Raw genomic sequence first — 17,780 nt, 5'->3', positions numbered from 1 at the left:
AAAAAAATATAGAAGAGCTAATGCAAATTAGCCGCTATCGGTTGAAGGATTACATCAAAGGACAAAGAGCGATATCGCTTGCCCTATCTACCTTCTAGCTCGCTTGTCCCCCTCTCAGATGTTTGATTTATGTTTGAAAATAAGATTGATCAGGTTTTACACGCGTTAAAGGAGATGTTGGGATGAAGAAATCTACTGTATTTCCGATATTACCTCTGGGTAAGATTTGTATCTTGCATAGTGGGGGAACTCCTCGCCGTAGCAACAATAAATATTATGGCGGTAATATACCTTGGGCAAAAATCGCAGATTTAGATACTGAAAATGGAATTGTTGTAGATACTGAAGAATACATAACAGTTGAAGGATTACAGGCTATCAATAATCGAATTTTCCCAAAAGGGAGTATTTTACTGGCAATGTATGGCTCTATTGGAAAATTAGCAATTGCAGGGCGTGATATATCATGTAATCAAGCAATTTTAGGAATACAAATTAAAGACAAAGAACATTTAGATATTAACTACTTAAGGCTATGGTTAACTAGCATAAAGGCTACTTTGGAGTTTCAAGGACGAGGAGTAACGCAACAGAATATATCCAAATCTATTGTCGAGAAACTAGAAATCCCCCTCCCACCCCTCGAAGAACAGCGAAGAATTGCGGCAATTTTAGATAAAGCGGATGGGGTGCGACGCAAGCGCAAGGAGGCAATTAGGTTGACTGAGGAGTTGTTAAAATCGACTTTCCTAGAGATGTTCGGTGATCCTGTTACTAATCCGAAAGGGTGGGAGATAGTCAAAATAGAAAACATTATTGAGCTAGTTTCTGGGCAAGTAGATCCCAGAGAATCGCCATATTCAAATATGCTTCACGTTGGGGGAGATAATATCGAGTCTGGAACTGGCGAGATAAGTGGATGCAAAACTCCCGCCGAATTGTCCCTAATTAGTGGAAAATACTTGTTTCGTAAGGGTGACATTCTTTACTCCAAGATTCGACCATATCTCAATAAAGTTTCTCTACCTGACTTTGATGGCGTGTGTAGTGCCGATATATATCCAATTCGAGTAAATCATAGTTGTGTGACACCGATTTATATGACCTCTATTCTAAGAAGTAAGGGTTTCCTAGAATATGCTGAGAAGCACTCGACTAGAACAAATATCCCCAAGATAAACAGAAAAGCATTGCTGAGTTTTGAATGTCCTTTGCCACCATTAGGACTTCAAAATCAGTTTACGAACAGCGCAAACAAAATCTTAAAAATTAAAGACCACGAGAAAACGGGAGTCGATAAAGCGAACAATCTCTTTAATTCCCTTTTACAAAAGGCATTTAGGGGGGAACTGTAGCCATTGCAGCCGGCGGATTACTGCCATAATCTTGTGGGAAATGCCATTAAAAAAGACCGTTAGACAATTAACCAAGATTCCTATCATCTCACACTGTCACGAGGGAAAAACCTAGATAAAATAACCGAACTTGCTGTTTTTTTATATAACTTTTAAACAATAACTAGGTAGGGTTTGCTGAATAAATCTAAAAACCTTGTTGGATAAGGTTTTTAGACTTTTTTTCCCTCAAAAAGTGCCGACCATTGGAGTGATTGGGGGGAAAATTCAGGGACTTTTTCCCTGAAAATTAGGTAAAACCCTACACTCGGCCCCCACAAGAAACTTTTTGCCGCAAACCCTAAATATTGGCTTTCTCTCTTTAACGGCTGATTCCGCGAAGTTGCTCCAGAAGTTGATCAAGAATGTCTTCCATCTCTTCCGGGCTTCTGCCCATCCTGACCGGTCCGCGCAGAAACTCTTTAACCGTTATCTTTTTATCGCGGAAGTCCCGGACAAAATTATAGATTTTTTCGGTGGATTGAACTTGTAATTTCATCTCCTCTAGCATTTGCTCAATCGGGTCGATGCCATCCTTCTCACAAGCGCGGCTGGCCCTCACCATCTCGCCTTCCGGGGTATTTCGCACCGAGCGCAGTTCTCTTTTCAGGTTCTCGTATTGCTTTTTAAGTAGTTCGTTATTGGTTTCAACCTTCTCGCACTGTCGTTTAAGGTCGCTTTCCGATGAGCCTTCAACCGCGAAAGAGTCCCCCATTTGATGCTGTCGTTCGATTTCGAGCAGTTTGGCAATATCTCCCTCTTTATAGGCACGGTTGACCTCCTTCATGATCTCATTGTGACGCATCCGAGTTTCGGGATCCGTAACCTTGTCGGGGTGAAAAATCTCGGCCATTCTCAGGAAAGTGCGGCGTATTTGTCTAGATTCAGGAGATTTAGGCGAGCTTTCAGGTGATAGCTCTGTTCCATCATCGTGACGGTTATAGGAGTCTCCCCCAGAGAAGAAATCCTGCGCGGATTGCTCCGATGCTCCTTCTGGTTCTTCGTCTCCGAACAGTTCGTCTAGTTCTTCATCTCCATCCTCAAATTTCGGGCTAATCACCCCCGTTAACTGAAGTGTCTCGTAAATTCCGAGAATCCTTTTTTTTGTCTGCTGCCCCATTTTTCTAGCAGTGAGGATTTCGTCAAAAAGGGCGTGTATTTCGCGGTCGAGGTCGGTAAGTTTTTCATAGAGAGGTTGCCCTCTCTGGAAAATCTCCGTCGCTAAGGAACGCATCTGGTCGAGGAATTTCTTCAGTTCGTTGCGTTTTCTGCCAATCTGCTTGAGGAGCCACTGATGCTCCTCCTCTAAAGCTTGGAGACGAAAATGTAGGGAAGACAGAGCCAAGGAAGGAGAGGTAGGCGAATCAGAGGAGTTCGGTGGTTTTGGCTTTTTAGATCTGGTCATTACTTTGGGGTGAAAGCATATTGTCCATTCTACCAAGCCAGAAGGAGCCGCATTCCTAAAACTCATCCTTGGCTCATTTTGTTGTTTCTCCCTACTCCCATCACCCCATCACCCCGGCGCCGGCGCTCCTGCGGAAACCTTTTTAAGTGCCTAGAAGCTAGATATATCAATGGTCTTAATTAATTCTTATCAATCGAATTAAATTTTTGTAAATAAAATTCTCGATCGGATTAATTATTTTTTCCAAATTCCGCTAGACTTATTTAGTAAGTTCAATCAAAACTCAATATTCCATAGCTAAATTTCTATAGCACGGGCTAGAAGGGAAGTTTAGCGAGGGATTCCTTTACCCATAATTCAGCACACATATTTGCTTTAGCAAGCAGGTAGGAGATTCTATGTCAAATTTTTCGAGACGGAAATTTTTAACCACGGCGGCAGTTTCAGCGGCAGGGGCTGTTGTCCTGAAAGGTTGTTTGGGTAATCCCCCCGACACTACGGGTGGAACCACCACCACCGCGCCCGCTTCCCCGGTTGCTTCTCCCGTAGCGGTGGCCCCCGGAGAGGCCCCCGAAACCACCAAAATTAAATTAGGTTATATCCCGATTGTTGAATCAGCACCTTTAATTATTGCCAAGGAAAAAGGCTTTTTTGCTAAATACGGGATGCCCGATGTGGAAGTCTCCAAACAAGCAAACTGGGGATCCGCTAGAGATAACGTCGAAATTGGGGCAGATGCGGGCGGAATTGACGGGGGACAGTGGCAAATGCCCATGCCTTACCTAATTTCCGAGGGACTAATCACCAAAAATAACGTTAAAGTCCCCATGTATGTGTTGGCGCAGTTAAACACCCAGGGTAACGCAATCGCGATCGCGGGTAAACACGAGGGCAAAAATATCGGTTTAGACCTGAAACCCGCAAAAGATTACATCCTCGGCATGAAAACGACGGGAACTCCCTTCAAAGCCGCCTATACTTTCCCGAAAGCTAACCAAGACTTCTGGATTCGTTACTGGTTAGCGGCCGGTGGTATTAACCCCGATACGGATATTAACCTAATTGCCGTACCCGCAGCCCAAACCGTGGCCAACATGAAAACCGGAACCATGGATGCGTTTAGTACCGGCGATCCTTGGCCGGCGCGCATTGTGGCTGATCAGATCGGTTTTATGTCAGCTTTAACCGCAGAAATCTGGCCCTATCACCCGGAAGAATACCTCGCTATCCGCGCCGATTGGGTGGATAAAAACCCGAAAGCCACCAAAGCGGTGTTAAAAGGAATTATGGAAGCGCAGCAATGGCTCGATCAGGAGGCAAATCGGGCAGAAGCGGCGGCAATTCTCGCTAAACCGGCTTATTTCAACCTCAAAGAAGAAATTATCGCCGGTCCCCTCAAAGGAATACAGAAAATGGGTGACGGCAAACCGGAAATCACCGACAAAAATAAAGGAGTTTTCTACTGGAAAGATCCCGCCGGTAGCGTTTCCTATCCCTACAAGAGTCATGATCTCTGGTTTTTAACCGAAAGTGTTCGTTGGGGTTTCTTGCCGAAAGAAACTTTAACCACTGCCTCAGCATTAATCGACAAAGTTAACCGCGAGGATCTTTGGAAAGCGGCAGCCACAGAATTAGGAGTTCCTGCGGCCGATATTCCCACCAGTACCTCCCGCGGTGTCGAAAAATTCTTCGACGGCAAAACTTTTGACCCTGCCAATCCCCAAGCTTATCTCGATAGTTTGGAGATCAAAAAAATCTAGAAAGAAGCCTAAAGATGGACTAGGCTAAAAATTTTGTCTAGTCCATCACCCGAAAGGGTGCTTTTTTCTGTAAACTATTCATCAACCCCGATCACGATCCCAAAGATTTTATTAAAAAAAAGGAAAACGGCAAAATGGCAAGTAGCGTCAGCAGAACAGGCAAAGATGGTTTCAACTTCAGTAAATTCTGGAAAAAACATTCCCAAGACATTCTTCCCCCTATTATCGGTACCTTGGGTTTTCTGATTGTTTGGCAATTAGTCTCGATGCTGGGATTAATCAAATTACCCCCCCCATCCGACCTAATCACCAATGAACGGACTCGTACCTATTTAATGTATCCTTTCTTTGATCGTGGGGGCATTGATAAAGGACTATTCTGGCAAACTTTAGCGAGTCTGCAACGGGTATTAATCGGTTATTCTCTAGCGGCAGTGGTTGGTATTGGCGTTGGGATTATGGTCGGTTTAAATTCTTTCTTAAATAAGGCACTCGATCCCCTTTTTCAATTCCTGAGAACAGTTCCTCCTCTTGCTTGGGTTCCCCTATCTTTGGCCGCTTTACAACAAAACCAACCAGCCGCTTTATTCGTTATCTTTATTACCGCAGTTTGGCCGATTTTGATTAATACCACCGTCGGTGTCCAACAAATTCCCCAAGACTATATCAACGTTAAACAAGTCTTGCAATTGTCCAGCAAAAAATTCTTCTTCAAGATATTAATTCCCTCGGCTCTTCCCTACATCTTCACTGGTTTGAGAATTGCGATCGGTTTAGCTTGGTTAGCGATTATCGCGGCTGAAATCGTTATGTCGGGTATCGTCGGTATCGGTTTCTTTATCTGGGATGCCTACCAAAATAACTACATCAGCGATATTATTCTCGCGCTGTTTTATATCGGTGGTGTGGGTTTATTACTCGATCGCTTTATGGCTTGGTTGCAAAATCAAATCGTTCGTCAATAGGGAATCGATGGGGAAACTTTCCCCATTTCTAAATAACTGAAACTTGAGCAAATTTAAGGAGAAAAAAACTATGAGTTTGTTTGTCGCTGTCGATAACATCGATAAAGTATTCCCCCTCAGTGGTGGCGGTGAATATGTGGCCTTGAAAGGGATCGATTTACAGATCAAAAAAGGGGAATTTATCTCCCTCATCGGTCACTCCGGTTGCGGAAAATCCACCCTCTTAAACATGATCGCTGGTTTAGATTTGCCCACGGAAGGAGTGGTTACTTTGCAAGGTCAAAGCATTAAAAAACCGGGACCAGATCGCATGGTAGTCTTCCAAAACTATTCCCTTTTGCCCTGGTTAACTGTCAAAGAAAATATTACTCTGGCCGTCGATCAAGTTCTCGCCCAACTATCAGAAGACGAAAGAAAAGCTGAAGTCGAAAAATATATCGATCTGGTCAATCTTCGTCATGCAGTGGATAAACGTCCCAACGAATTATCGGGGGGGATGAAACAACGGGTAGCGATCGCTCGCGCCCTAGCCATTCGTCCGAAAGTGCTGCTTTTAGATGAACCCTTTGGCGCGTTAGATGCCCTGACTAGAGGTAATCTACAGGAACAGTTAATGCAGCTGTGCGAAGAATACGAAATGACCTCGGTAATGGTGACGCACGATGTGGATGAAGCGGTGCTATTATCCGATCGCATCGTCATGCTCACCAACGGCCCCGGCTCAAAAATTGGCGGTATTTTGGAAGTGGATATCCCCCGTCCCCGCAAACGCATGGAAGTGGTGGAACACCCCAGTTACTACAGTCTCCGGAGCGAGATTATCTATTTCCTCAACCAACAAAAACGGATCAAAAAACTGCGCGCCCGCAAAGTCGAAGTAATTGCCCGTCACGGTTTAGAAAAAGTCAATCTAGAAATCGGTTTTGTTCCCCTCACCGCTTGCGCGCCCCTAGCAGTGGCCAAAGAAAAGGGATTCTTCACTAAACATGGTCTAGATGAGGTAAATTTGGTCCGGGAAACCAGTTGGCGAGGGGTTGTGGACGGGATCGCAGGGGGATTCCTCGACGGGGCGCAAATGCCTTCGGGAATGCCCACCTGGTTAACTGTCGGTGGTTATCAGGAGCAACCTTTGCCGATTGTCAGCGCCCTGACTATGACTCGTAACGGTAACGGTGTCACCCTCGCTAAACGCTTCTATGACGAGGGAGTGATTGACGGTAACGCTTTAAAACAGATGCTATTGGAATCGAAGGAGCAGCGCCATATTTTTGGCATTGTTCACCCCTCCTCGATGCACAATTTGCTCCTACGTTACTGGTTAGCGGCAGCGGGAATTGACCCCGATAAAGACGTTCACCTCGAAACTATTCCCCCAGCCCAAATGGTAGCCGACCTGAAAACCGGTAGTATTGACGGTTACTGTGTCGGTGAACCTTGGAATCTCAGGTCCGCCATGGAGGGTATCGGTTACACCGTCGCCACCGACTTAGAAATCTGGCAGGGCCACCCGGGTAAGGCCCTGGGAGTCCGGGAAGATTGGGCCAATAAATACCCTAATACCCACGTCGCTTTAGTCAAAGCACTGCTGGAAGGTTGTCGCTACTGTGCCGAGGAAGGGAATCAGGAAGAAATTCGTCAAATCCTCGCTAGTCGTCAGTACCTTAGTACCAATATAGATTATATCCAACTGGGTGATCCCAACTCCTACGCGTGCAGTCTCGATCAACCGATGAAAGAATATGCACACCATCTGTTCTATGGAGAAGGGGTAAATCGTCCCAGTCGTACCGAACACCTCTGGATGATGACCCAAATGGCGCGCTGGGGCCACATTCCTTTCCCCCGTAACTGGGTAGAAATTCTCGAACGCGTCTGTCGGGTGGGTGTTTTTAGTACCGCGGCCCGGGAATTGGGTCTAGGGGATATTAAATATCGTCGCACACCGATCCTTTTATTCGATGGTATCGAGTTTGATGCCGAGGATCCGATCGGTTATCTCAATAGTTTAGAGATCAAACAAAACATCACCATGGCCGAAGTGGCTATTGATGCTCGTCCTAGTGCGGTGGAACCCCGTAAAATTGCCTAAAAATCGACTAAGGGGATAATTCCTAGCCAATTATCCCTAGCCATTGCTCCTATTATCTAATTTCCCCCAAAGACTAATCATGTACACCACCACCGACACAGTTAACCGGGCAACCCAGACCCCCAGTAAAGAAGCTTTTGTCACCATTGAAGGAGTTTCTAAGGTTTATCCCACTCCCAGAGGCCCCTACACCGTCCTCAAGGACGTTAATCTCAACATCGATGAAGGTGAATTTATCTGTGTGATCGGTCACTCCGGTTGCGGTAAATCGACCCTATTAAATATGGTGTCGGGTTTTTCTTCTCCCACCGATGGCATTGTTAAAGTTAACGGCAAACAAATTACTAAACCCGGGCCCGATCGCATGGTAGTGTTTCAAAACTATGCTTTATTGCCTTGGTTAAGCGTTTTTGAAAATGTCTATCTCGCGGTAGATGCGGTGTCTCCCAATGCTCCAGAAGCGCAAAAACGCTCGATCGTGCGGGAACATTTAGCTATGGTGGGTTTAACCGAAGCTATGGACAAAACCCCTCCCCAAATCTCCGGGGGGATGAAACAACGGGTTTCGATCGCCCGGGCCCTTTCTATCCGTCCCGAAGTGTTGATTCTCGATGAACCTTTCGGTGCGTTGGATGCGATTACCAAAGAGGAATTACAGGAAGAATTGCTGAAAATCTGGCAAGATAAACGCTGTACGGTGTTGATGATTACCCATGATATCGATGAGGCCCTTTTCCTCGCTGATAAGCTGGTAATGATGACCAATGGACCAGAAGCAAAAATCGGCGAAGTGATGAATATTCATTTCCCCCGTCCCCGCGATCGGGAGAGAATTATGGAGGACCCTGAATATTATCGTCTGCGTAACTATGCCCTCGACTTCCTCTATAATCGTTTCGCTCACGATGATGTCAGCTAGATGCGAGCATTTGTATTAGTTTGGGGTGCGGTTGACTTAATAGCGATCGCACCTAGATTTTTTTTCTAGGGAAGCCTTCTTCAAGTAAAATTATTTCTAAGTAGGTAGATTTTAAAAATTGTCAGATACCCCCCTTATTAAGGGGGGATTAAGGGGGGATCAGCACCCCCCTTATTAAGGGGGGATTAAGGGGGGATCAGCTTACTTGTTAGCTAAATAGAACAATTAGCAATAAAATACAATAATAATTTTTACTTTTTACTTAATTGATCATGCTCAAACAGATACGGAAACTACTTATCAATTTTGGTCAACAATGGCGCGATGAAGATTTCATGAGGTCGATTCATCTCATCGAAAACATAGTTTCTAAGGTTTTATCCGTAGCCTTAATTGTTGTTATTATTGTTTCTCTTTATGATCTAGTAGTTATCCTAATCAAAGACCTATTTACTACGGAACCCGTAGGTTTTTTTAGTAAAACTTTAATTGAAATCTTCGGATTATTTCTCAATATTTTGATCGCCTTAGAGTTATTAGAAAACGTCACTGCTTACTTAAGAAAACACATCGTACAGGTTGAATTAGTAGTAGTTACGGCTTTAATTGCCATCTCTCGAAAAATTATTATTTTTGATCCCAATAAATACAGTAAAGATGATTTAATTGCCCTCACCGTGGGAACCCTAGCTTTAGCGGCAAGTTATTGGTTAATCAGAAAAGTTAATCGCGATAATCGCTCTTGAAGTAGTGATTAAGTACCTAGACAGAATTAATCACAGATATTTTTGAATTCTGGAGTTGAGCAGTTCTGGGGTTCTCTCCTTCCAGAGTGTCAATTTAATTTTGTCCAACTACTGATTAGGGAAAGGGTTAGATTGAGAAAACCTAAAACCTAACCCTTCTAAATATTTACTGGACTCTGGAAATATTACCCGCTTTAATCCAACCTTCGCGACCATCGGACAGACGTATGCGCTGCCATTGGCCATCGCTGCTGGTTCCCACCACACTGACTTTAGTATTATAATCCAGACCGCCGAGACGAGTCGATTCACTGGTAGGTTCAGAGCGCAGACTTAAACCGCTTTGCCATGTCACCCGCGCTTGATAACCCTCGGATGTGGCTTCTCTTTTTCTTGCTTCGGGACTGGGTTTCGGGGAAGCTTTTGGTGCTGGTGCAGCTGTGGGAGACTCTTTCACCTCAGCTTGGGGTTGTTCTTGGACGGGAGTAGTAGGGATGGGAGAAGGTTTGACGGCGGTTTTTTCCTCCTTAGTTTCCTCTTTTTTCTCCTCGGTAAAGACGGGTTTAGGAGGATTAGAATTCATACCGGAGAGAAGCATATAGGCGACAGCAGTAGCCCCACCGACCAAAATCGCCACTCCCATGACAAAACCGAGCATAAATTGCAATAAACCAGATAAACGCTTCATATTGGTGCTAAATTAACTGCTAGAATTGACATTAAAACGATCATCGCGAGAGGCTAGACGAGCTTTACCGGACTTTGCCCAATCCTGTAGAAATTGAATCTGTTCTTGGGCAGTCCGAGCTAGGGGGATAATCTGACTAGCGGCCTCAAGCACATCATCGGTGCTAAAGTCGCGATTTTGACTAAAACCGATGTGCATCGCTTCCACGATGGTTTGTTCGATTTCTGCCCCCGAAAAATCGGGAGTTTCGTAGGCTAATCGCTTTATATCATAACTTTTCAGATTATGGGGACGAACTTTCCCTAAATGAACGCTAAAAATCTCCTCGCGGGACTTTTGGCTAGGTAGTCCGACAAAAAATATCTCATCGAAGCGTCCTTTTCGCAACATTTCCGGGGGCAGAGATTGGATGTTATTAGCTGTAGCGACGACAAAAACCGGCGATTGTTTCTCGGCTAACCAAGTGATAAAAGTCCCGAAAACCCGCCCGGTGGTTCCCCCGTCGCCTTTTCCCTCCGCTCCGGCGAAAGCTTTATCGATTTCGTCTATCCACAGCACACAGGGAGCTAAAGCTTCGGCGAGATTAATCATCTGACGGGTACGCGATTCCGATTCTCCCACCAATCCGCCAAATAAACGCCCCACGTCTAGACGCAGTAAAGGCAAGTGCCAATGATGGGAAATAGCTTTCGCTGTCAGGGATTTACCCGTCCCTTGGATTCCCACCAATAGTAAACCCCGGGGATTGGGTAAACCGTAGGCGCGGGCGCGTTCACTAAAGGCACCACCGCGACGAATCAGCCAATCTTTGAGATTATCTAGGCCGCCGATGTCAGAAATCTGCTCTGTGGCGGGATAAAAGTCCAATATCTGGGTTTGACGAATCGATTGGCGTTTTTCTGCCAAAATTAATTCCACGTCCTCTGGCTCAATTTTGCCGTGACTGGCTAAACATTTGGCTAAAACCCGACGAATTCTCTCTAGGGATAATCCTTGGGCAGAAAGCACTAATTCATCGAGGAGTGGTTCTTTGACGGGTTGTCCGGTGGCAGCGATTAATCGCTGGATTTCCTGTTTAATTTCTTCGCCACTGGGGAGGGGAAAATCGACGACGGTGATTACTTCGGTTAGATCCGAGGGGATAGACAGTTCGGGAGCGACGATAATTAGGTTTTTGGGCTGAGATTTCAGAGAACGGGCCAGATTTCGCAATTTTCTGGCGATAGAAATATCTTCTAAAAAGCGCTGGAAATCGCGTAAAATTATGATCGCGGCGATGTTAGTCGGCAGCTTTTCGACGAATTCAAGAGCTTGCAGGGGATTACGCCGAGCCAAGTTCTCATTATTGGGATTATCTTGATAACCATCCACGAAATCCCAGACATAGACAGCACGGTTATGGCTCTGTTTGGCAATATCGGCGATCGCTTTTTCGAGACGTTCCTCTTCTAGGGTGGTAATATAGATGAGAGGGTAACGGGCCCGCAGCAGTAATTCAAATTCTTCACCAAAGCTCATAGCTATTCGTCTATAGTTTTTGCTATTTAGGGCTTGCTGAATAAATCTAAAAACCTTGCTGGATAAGACTTTTAGACTTTTTGTCAATCCAAAAGTACCGGACCTGGGAGTGAGCGGGGGGAAAATTCAGGTACTTTTTCCCTGAAAATTAGGTAATTGACCAGATGAAAATCGGTAAAACCCTACACCCCACCTGCCCCCCCGATGTCGGGGGGGTTGGGGGGGCAACACCCTGCCCCCACGAAAAACTTTTTCAGCAAACCCTATTTATATCGTCATCAGAAAATATAGCAGTTAGTCGTCTATTAGATATTTTAGTACAAATGCTCGGACTTGTGTTCTAAATGTTCCACAAGTGCTTCGCCATCGTTCCGCTTATCTTAATGAGACCCCTGTTTAATACTATTTTTTTACCCTTAAGTATTTCTACTTATTTCTAAAGTTAGATGCTCCCGTATTTTCTTAAATGTATGGTATAAGAGTCTCGCCTTAGTCGCAATTAACCTTCTGTTAACTAAATTAACAGAAGGTTAATTAGATTAAGCTTTAGCTAATTAAATTAAATTGGCCTACCAGGGGTGACAAAAGTTAGTCACTGGTTCGCCCCTTCTTTGCTGTCAATTAATTTCAGCCTTTCTCACAACCATTCCCTAGGGGGGTTAAATTCATGTTTAAACTAGCTTCAGACTTTTTATCTTTAGATTTTCTCCGCCGACAAAATCAGAAAAATAAGCCAGAAAGTCAATTTAACTCTTTGCCAATTTCTCAAATCACGAAAGAGGGTAAAGTTTTAGCGATAATTCTCCGACGAGAGTTTAACCAAGAGGGGATTCATTTCCTAACTCCCGATGATTTTTCCCAACAGTTGGCCTATATGAGACACCTGACGGGAAAAAGTATTATGCCCCACGTTCATAACAAAGTACAACGGGAAGTATTTTTTACCCAGGAAGTCTTAATTATCAAAAGAGGAAAACTGCGGGTAGATTTCTATGATGACGACCAACAATATCTAGAAAGTCATATATTGAGAGATGGGGATGTGGTTTTGTTGATACAAGGTGGTCATGGTTTCCAAGTCTTAGAAGAAGTAGAAATGATTGAAGTAAAACAAGGTCCCTACGTTGGTAATCAGGATAAAACTCGCTTTACAGGAATTGAGGAAACTGTGGTTAAAATGGCGGGAGCAGAGATAGCATGAGTAGCTTTATTCCCGTCAATGAGCCACTACTTGCGGGCAAGGAAAAACAGTATCTTAACGAATGTATTGATAGCGGTTGGATTTCTTCGGAAGGTCCCTTCGTTCAGAAGTTTGAAGAAAATTTTGCCCTCGCTGTTGGGCGAAAGTATGCCGTTTCCGTGTGCAATGGTTCTATGGCCTTAGAAGCGGCCATCGTCGCTTTAGGAATTGGTTCGGGGGATGAGGTGATTCTCCCCACTTTTACCATCATTTCCTGCGGAGCTGCCATTGTCAAAGCCGGGGCGATTCCCGTGGTGGTGGACTGCGAAGCGCAGACTTGGAACATGGATATCGCTCAGATAGAGGCAAAAATCACGCCCCGCACTAAAGCGATAATGGTGGTTCATATCTACGGATTACCAGTGGCAATGACTCCAGTTTTAGAATTAGCTCAAAAATACGGTTTAAAAATTATTGAAGATGCGGCGGAAATGCACGGTCAAACCTATCAAGGTAAACCCTGTGGCAGTTTCGGTGATATCAGCATCTTTAGTTTCTATTCCAACAAACATATTACCACTGGGGAAGGGGGCATGATTGTCACCAACCAAGAGGATATTTTTGAGCGTTGTCGTTCCCTGAGAAATTTATATTTTCAGCCCCAACGACGTTTTATTCACGAAGAACTGGGCTGGAATCTGAGGATGACTAATCTGCAAGCGGCAGTGGGTTTAGCACAATTAGAACAGCTAGAAACTTTTGTCCAGCGCAAGAGAAAAATGGGCAGACGCTACAGGGAATTATTGCAAAATATCCCCTGTCTAGAATTGCCTCTACCTCAAACTGATTATGCCGAAAATATTTATTGGGTTTATGGTGTTGTTCTCAAAGATGAGGTTAACTTTGATGCTATGGAAGCGATAAAACGCCTCAAAGAACATCAGATTGGTACGCGTCCTTTTTTCTGGTGTATGCACGAACAACCGGTATTTCACAAAATGGGATTATTGCAAAATGTTTCCTGTCCCGTGGCTGAAAGACTGGCGCGCAGGGGTTTTTATCTGCCTAGCGGTTTAGCTCTCACGGACGAGCAAATTGAGCGAGTGGCCCAAGCAGTTCAGCAAGTTTTTGCTGAGGCTGAGTAGGGATGAAAAATTGATGAAAATTTTTTGAATAAAAACCGAATTTTATGATAATTGGCACGGAATTTTTATCTTGGGTAGTAATTGCCTCTGGTTGCTTTTATTCCCTATATCTATGTATTTCAGTTCCCAAGGATGTTTTTTTTAATGGCGATGGGGCGCTGAAAGCTTTACTAGCTCGTCAGCTAAGTAATGGTCAATGGCGATTTGACTTAGTTGAGCGCGCAGAAGCTTGGGTTACTCGTCTTTGGCAAGAGGGTTTATACAGTTATCGCCCCCCTTTTGTTTACTACTTAAATCAACGTTATTATATCTCTTTTCCTTTTTCATTCTCTTTGCTAACTTCCCTTTTTTATAAATTTTGGGGTTATCGGGGGTTTTACTTGATTCCCCTCCTATCAATTTGGGTATTGTGGCTCAGTTTTTCAAGAGCAATTCCCGCTTTTTCCCTAGACAGTTGGGGTGGTCTTTTGGGATTAGTTATTTTGATTTTTGCTTCTCCCTTAACTCTATACAGTGCCATATATTGTGAACATACCCTCGCTGTTACTTTAGGATTTTTGGGAATTGTTATCGCTTTTTTTCTACCCGATACAGCTAATAGTGGCTGGCTGCCCAATTTATTAGGCGGATTTCTAGTGGGTTTATCGGTATGGTTCCGCTCCGAATGTCTGGCCCTAGTGGCAACTTTAACTTTATTAGTTTTCTTGGGGTTAACTCCAGAACAAACCTCAATTTTTGCTTGGTATTCAACCGAGCAAAATCTTAATTTTTCTGAATTTCTGCTAACCAATCGAATAGCTTTTGTTTTTGTGCTAGGTATGATTGTTAGTGTGTTTGTACTGTGGTTTTGCAATAAGTTAATTTATAATCGTTTTCTAGGAGTTCACGCTCTGTTAGTCCTTGAGGAGTTTTCTTGGAAAAAACGTATTCAAGAAGCCCTGACCAGTTTTTATCAGTTAAATAGCTCTTTTTTGCTGCATTTTCCTATCTGTATAATTCCCTTAGCTTACTTGCTCACTTGGAGCGGTCAACAATTAAATTTTGCCAAGGATATTCCCGTAACTTTAATTAGTATAATGGCGATTATCATCTTAGCTGTTCTCGTCAATCTTCGCTGGCAAGGAATGGTCAAAACCAAGGCGTTAGTCAAGGACAATATCATTTACTTCCTGATACTTTTAGCTAGTTGTTATCTATTTGACATGGGCAATATATCTCTAGATAAACAAATGCTTTTTGTCTATGCTCTCTATTTTATCTACACAGTAGGGGTGTCTTGTTTGGTCGATATTGCCCCGGGAGAAGTCATGGTGGGAGGGAAACAATGGGGACCGCGATATTTATTGCCTCTTATCCCCTTTGTTACCTTATTAACGGTGGAACAAGTAAAAATTATAGGAGCGAACCAAGAAGTTTTACTAGCCAAGGGAAGCTTGGTTTTACTGTTAATCTTACTGGCAATAGGTGTCTATAAAAACATTTATCAAGGTGGAGAATTTTTCTATAAAACCCATCAGGGGATAGCACCAGCTATCAAAAGCATAGAAGAGGATACTAATTCTATTGTTGCCTTTTCTCATCAATATGCGGCACAAGTTTTGGGTTTTGGTTTGGAGAAACAAAAAACTTTCTTCCGTGTGGAAGATAGTCAAGCCATGGTTAAACTATGCCAAGAATTAGTCAGTCAAGGATTGTCTAGTTTTCCCTACGTTTGCTATCCCTATTCCCCTTGTCAACTCTTAGAATCCCCACCGGAAGAACTGGAATTTAGCCAAGATGGACAAAAGTTTCAAATTGGCATAAATCGCTCTGGAATCATTGGTAAGTATCCTTTATATGAAATAGTTATATCTGCTACTCAGACAGGTTTACTGGCCCAAAAATCTGAGGATAAGCCAACAATTACTCCAGCAGCTAATGATTTAGTCTGTACGATTTTACCCACTTATAACGAGCGAGATAACATTAGTCAATTAATTGAACGTTTACTAGCTAGTGTTCCTAGTCCTTATTTAGTGCTAGTGGTGGATGATAATTCTCCCGATGAAACTTGGCAGATAGTAGAAGATTTAGCCAAACAATATCCCACTCCTCCCCAAGATTCGCAATTCCAATCGGGGGTAATTTTGTGTCGCAGAATCAACGAGAAAGGGTTAACTTCGGCTCTACAAAGAGGTATTGACGACGCCATTAACCTCTATGGGGCTAAAATTATTACTTGGATGGATTGTGATTTGTCTATGCCTCCAGAAGATGTGCCGCAATTAATCACACCGATTCGAGCTAAAAAAGCTGATATGGCCGTAGGTTCTCGTTGGATTCCGGGGGGTGATGATGTTGCCCACGGACTGATGGCCCGGATGTTAAGCTGGATTATTAATCGCATGGCCATCGTGATACTAGGCAATCAAGTTCACGACTATACCAGTGGTTTTATTGCCGTTCGTTCTCAGGTTTTAGAAAAAATTCGCTTAAAGGGAGATTATGGAGAATACTGCATTGATTTATTAACCCGTGCCAATCGTTTAGGTTATAAGTTAGTGGAAGTTCCTTATCTTTGCGTTCCCCGCATTTATGGTGAGAGTAAAACTGGAATTAATCTCTGGGATTATTTGTCAAAAGGACGGAAATATGTGGCAACTATTTGGCAATTATGGCAAGAAAGATAAGACAATTATCTCTTTTTTTAACTAGAATTAGTGATTCTCTTGATTCAACTCTAGGAGCTAAACTTATGAAGAAAATGTTTACTTTTTGGTCTTGGTTAGCTACCGTTGGGGTGGCCTGGTCTTTGGGTTTTTTTTATAACGTATACTACGGTGGTGAATTAAAGTGGCTCCTACAAATGTACGAACAAAAAGTATCTTTTGCCAAGCAGATAGATGCACCGAGACGAATAATTTTTGCGGGGGGGTCGGGAGTACAATATAGTATTAACTCTCAATTCCTCGAACAGGAGCTAAAAATCCCAGTTTTTAACTTTGGTTTACAGGGAGATTTGGGATTAAATGTCATCTGCCCAATTATTTTAGAGCAGGTACGTCCGGGGGATATAGTGGTTCTCAGTCCTGAATATTTGATGTTACTGGATGATGATGGTATTGGTTATGGTGATGGTTTATTTGGTTCGGTTCCCTTTGGTGTTGCTATTGGAAAACCGGGTTTAGGAAATATACCCTTAGAACAATTAGTTTCCGAGACTTGGTTAATGGGAGTTCCTAGTTTAAGCGCTATAGTAAAAACTGCTGTTGATGTTATACAAACAGGAAAAGCTAGGGGTTATTTATCAGATCCAATCACAGAAAAAGGAGATCCTACCGTAGTCAAAAAGCATACACGTAAATGGCGGGGCAGAACATTTAAGCAACCTGTTTCTCAACACTCCCTCAAACGCATCGCTCAATTTCAAGAGGAGTTAAAAGCTAAAGGTGCTTATTTAGTAGTTTCTCTCTCTTGGGTTTATGCTAAGACCGATGAAACCACTGTAAAAAATGTTAAAAAAACTATTGAAGAATTGTCTAATATAGTGCCTTTAATCTACAATCCAAAAACTCTTAATCTGCAAACAGATTTTAGTTTATTTGGCGATACCCATGAGCATTTATTACCAGAAGCAAAAATAAGACGCTCTAAGGAACTGGTGCAACAACTACGTCCTATAATTCAGGAAAAAACTCCTCAAAATCATTGAATTATTTCTATTCTCAATCGGTAATTTAAAAGTCGATCAACTTTTTGTACTAGCAGTAATTTGGGATGGAGATAGCAGGGAATTGATTAGACCTCTTGCAAAAGTCTTAAGTCGATCCTTGTACAGCAACATTTTTGAAGATTATCAACTACTAATAAATAAGGCTCTTCGTTACTCTTTATGCTAAATCAACAGACAAGATGCCAAGACAACATACTTCTAACCCAAAAATTCCGAAAGTTTCTAAAGCCATAGCCTCTCCGTTTTATTAGTTTAAGTT

At 43.2% G+C, this 17,780-nt stretch carries 13 protein-coding genes; 10 read left to right on the top strand and 3 right to left on the bottom strand.

Annotated elements, in window-relative coordinates:
- The first annotated feature begins 182 nt into the window (after window positions 1–182).
- A complete protein-coding gene (locus tag EWV68_RS15520) occupies window positions 183–1,355 on the top strand; it encodes a restriction endonuclease subunit S (RefSeq protein ID WP_155726626.1) in 1,173 nt (390 codons plus the stop codon).
- A 361-nt stretch (window positions 1,356–1,716) separates the two neighbouring features.
- Here EWV68_RS15520 and EWV68_RS15515 read toward each other — a convergent pair whose 3' ends face one another.
- The gene (locus EWV68_RS15515; RefSeq protein WP_287170339.1) at window positions 1,717–2,799 is read right to left on the bottom strand and encodes a molecular chaperone DnaJ; all 1,083 of its coding nucleotides are present in this window, start codon (window positions 2,797–2,799) and stop codon (window positions 1,717–1,719) included.
- A gap of 398 nt (window positions 2,800–3,197) precedes the next feature.
- Between EWV68_RS15515 and EWV68_RS15510 the strand changes: the two genes are divergently transcribed.
- The 5 genes from EWV68_RS15510 (at window position 3,198) to EWV68_RS15490 (ending at window position 9,278) form a co-directional block, all read left to right on the top strand.
- Window positions 3,198–4,559 carry a CmpA/NrtA family ABC transporter substrate-binding protein gene (locus EWV68_RS15510; RefSeq protein WP_287170338.1) on the top strand — a complete coding sequence of 454 codons (1,362 nt, stop codon included), beginning with the start codon at window positions 3,198–3,200 and terminating at the stop codon, window positions 4,557–4,559.
- Between the two features lie 134 nt (window positions 4,560–4,693).
- Window positions 4,694–5,524, top strand: coding sequence for a nitrate ABC transporter permease (ntrB, locus tag EWV68_RS15505; RefSeq protein WP_061431320.1), 831 nt, complete (start codon window positions 4,694–4,696; stop codon window positions 5,522–5,524).
- Window positions 5,525–5,594: 70 nt separating this feature from the next.
- Window positions 5,595–7,613 carry an ABC transporter ATP-binding/substrate-binding protein gene (locus EWV68_RS15500; protein WP_287170337.1) on the top strand — a complete coding sequence of 673 codons (2,019 nt, stop codon included), beginning with the start codon at window positions 5,595–5,597 and terminating at the stop codon, window positions 7,611–7,613.
- Window positions 7,614–7,692: 79 nt separating this feature from the next.
- Window positions 7,693–8,532, top strand: coding sequence for a nitrate ABC transporter ATP-binding protein (locus EWV68_RS15495; RefSeq protein WP_287170336.1), 840 nt, complete (start codon window positions 7,693–7,695; stop codon window positions 8,530–8,532).
- A 272-nt stretch (window positions 8,533–8,804) separates the two neighbouring features.
- Complete coding sequence (locus EWV68_RS15490) at window positions 8,805–9,278, top strand: phosphate-starvation-inducible PsiE family protein (protein WP_002800917.1); 474 nt, start codon at window positions 8,805–8,807, stop codon at window positions 9,276–9,278.
- A gap of 166 nt (window positions 9,279–9,444) precedes the next feature.
- Here EWV68_RS15490 and EWV68_RS15485 read toward each other — a convergent pair whose 3' ends face one another.
- Together EWV68_RS15485 and EWV68_RS15480 are read right to left on the bottom strand one after the other, a co-directional pair.
- Window positions 9,445–9,966, bottom strand: coding sequence for an SH3 domain-containing protein (locus tag EWV68_RS15485; RefSeq protein WP_061431324.1), 522 nt, complete (start codon window positions 9,964–9,966; stop codon window positions 9,445–9,447).
- A 12-nt stretch (window positions 9,967–9,978) separates the two neighbouring features.
- Entirely contained in the window at window positions 9,979–11,484 is a 1,506-nt protein-coding gene (locus EWV68_RS15480; RefSeq protein WP_002759196.1) for a Ycf46 family AAA ATPase, read from the bottom strand.
- Between the two features lie 667 nt (window positions 11,485–12,151).
- On the opposite strand from EWV68_RS15480, the gene EWV68_RS15475 reads away from it, so the two are divergent.
- The 4 genes from EWV68_RS15475 (at window position 12,152) to EWV68_RS15460 (ending at window position 17,500) form a co-directional block, all read left to right on the top strand.
- Window positions 12,152–12,685 (top strand): cupin domain-containing protein, encoded by a 534-nt coding sequence (locus tag EWV68_RS15475; RefSeq protein ID WP_287170335.1) that lies wholly within the window; start codon window positions 12,152–12,154, stop codon window positions 12,683–12,685.
- Complete coding sequence (locus EWV68_RS15470; RefSeq protein ID WP_287170334.1) at window positions 12,682–13,809, top strand: DegT/DnrJ/EryC1/StrS family aminotransferase; 1,128 nt, start codon at window positions 12,682–12,684, stop codon at window positions 13,807–13,809. The genes EWV68_RS15475 and EWV68_RS15470 overlap by 4 nt, the downstream gene beginning before the upstream one ends.
- Window positions 13,810–13,853: 44 nt before the next feature.
- Window positions 13,854–16,478 (top strand): LA_3751/LA_3752 family putative glycosyltransferase, encoded by a 2,625-nt coding sequence (locus EWV68_RS15465; protein WP_287170333.1) that lies wholly within the window; start codon window positions 13,854–13,856, stop codon window positions 16,476–16,478.
- 65 nt (window positions 16,479–16,543) lie between these two features.
- Window positions 16,544–17,500: a hypothetical protein gene (locus EWV68_RS15460; RefSeq protein WP_287170332.1), complete on the top strand. Its 957-nt coding sequence runs from the start codon at window positions 16,544–16,546 to the stop codon at window positions 17,498–17,500.
- Window positions 17,501–17,780: the final 280 nt, after the last annotated feature.

The organism is Microcystis sp. M_QC_C_20170808_M9Col (genome assembly GCF_007095495.1).
GTDB lineage: Bacteria > Cyanobacteriota > Cyanobacteriia > Cyanobacteriales > Microcystaceae > Microcystis > Microcystis aeruginosa.
The sequence above is the reverse complement of the archived record's forward strand: the minus strand, read 5'-3'. Positions and strand labels throughout refer to the sequence as shown.

Excerpts from the sequence above, each read along its gene's own strand:
- EWV68_RS15475 (WP_287170335.1), top strand. The coding sequence starts at position 12,152 with ATGTTTAAACTAGCTTCAGACTTTTTATCTTTAGATTTTCTCCGCCGA.
- EWV68_RS15510 (WP_287170338.1), top strand. The coding sequence starts at position 3,198 with ATGTCAAATTTTTCGAGACGGAAATTTTTAACCACGGCGGCAGTTTCA.
- EWV68_RS15490 (WP_002800917.1), top strand. The coding sequence starts at position 8,805 with ATGCTCAAACAGATACGGAAACTACTTATCAATTTTGGTCAACAATGG.
- EWV68_RS15500 (WP_287170337.1), top strand. The coding sequence starts at position 5,595 with ATGAGTTTGTTTGTCGCTGTCGATAACATCGATAAAGTATTCCCCCTC.
- EWV68_RS15480 (WP_002759196.1), bottom strand. The coding sequence starts at position 11,484 with ATGAGCTTTGGTGAAGAATTTGAATTACTGCTGCGGGCCCGTTACCCT.
- EWV68_RS15485 (WP_061431324.1), bottom strand. The coding sequence starts at position 9,966 with ATGAAGCGTTTATCTGGTTTATTGCAATTTATGCTCGGTTTTGTCATG.
- EWV68_RS15465 (WP_287170333.1), top strand. The coding sequence starts at position 13,854 with ATGATAATTGGCACGGAATTTTTATCTTGGGTAGTAATTGCCTCTGGT.
- ntrB (WP_061431320.1), top strand. The coding sequence starts at position 4,694 with ATGGCAAGTAGCGTCAGCAGAACAGGCAAAGATGGTTTCAACTTCAGT.
- EWV68_RS15470 (WP_287170334.1), top strand. The coding sequence starts at position 12,682 with ATGAGTAGCTTTATTCCCGTCAATGAGCCACTACTTGCGGGCAAGGAA.
- EWV68_RS15495 (WP_287170336.1), top strand. The coding sequence starts at position 7,693 with ATGTACACCACCACCGACACAGTTAACCGGGCAACCCAGACCCCCAGT.
- EWV68_RS15515 (WP_287170339.1), bottom strand. The coding sequence starts at position 2,799 with ATGACCAGATCTAAAAAGCCAAAACCACCGAACTCCTCTGATTCGCCT.
- EWV68_RS15460 (WP_287170332.1), top strand. The coding sequence starts at position 16,544 with ATGAAGAAAATGTTTACTTTTTGGTCTTGGTTAGCTACCGTTGGGGTG.
- EWV68_RS15520 (WP_155726626.1), top strand. The coding sequence starts at position 183 with ATGAAGAAATCTACTGTATTTCCGATATTACCTCTGGGTAAGATTTGT.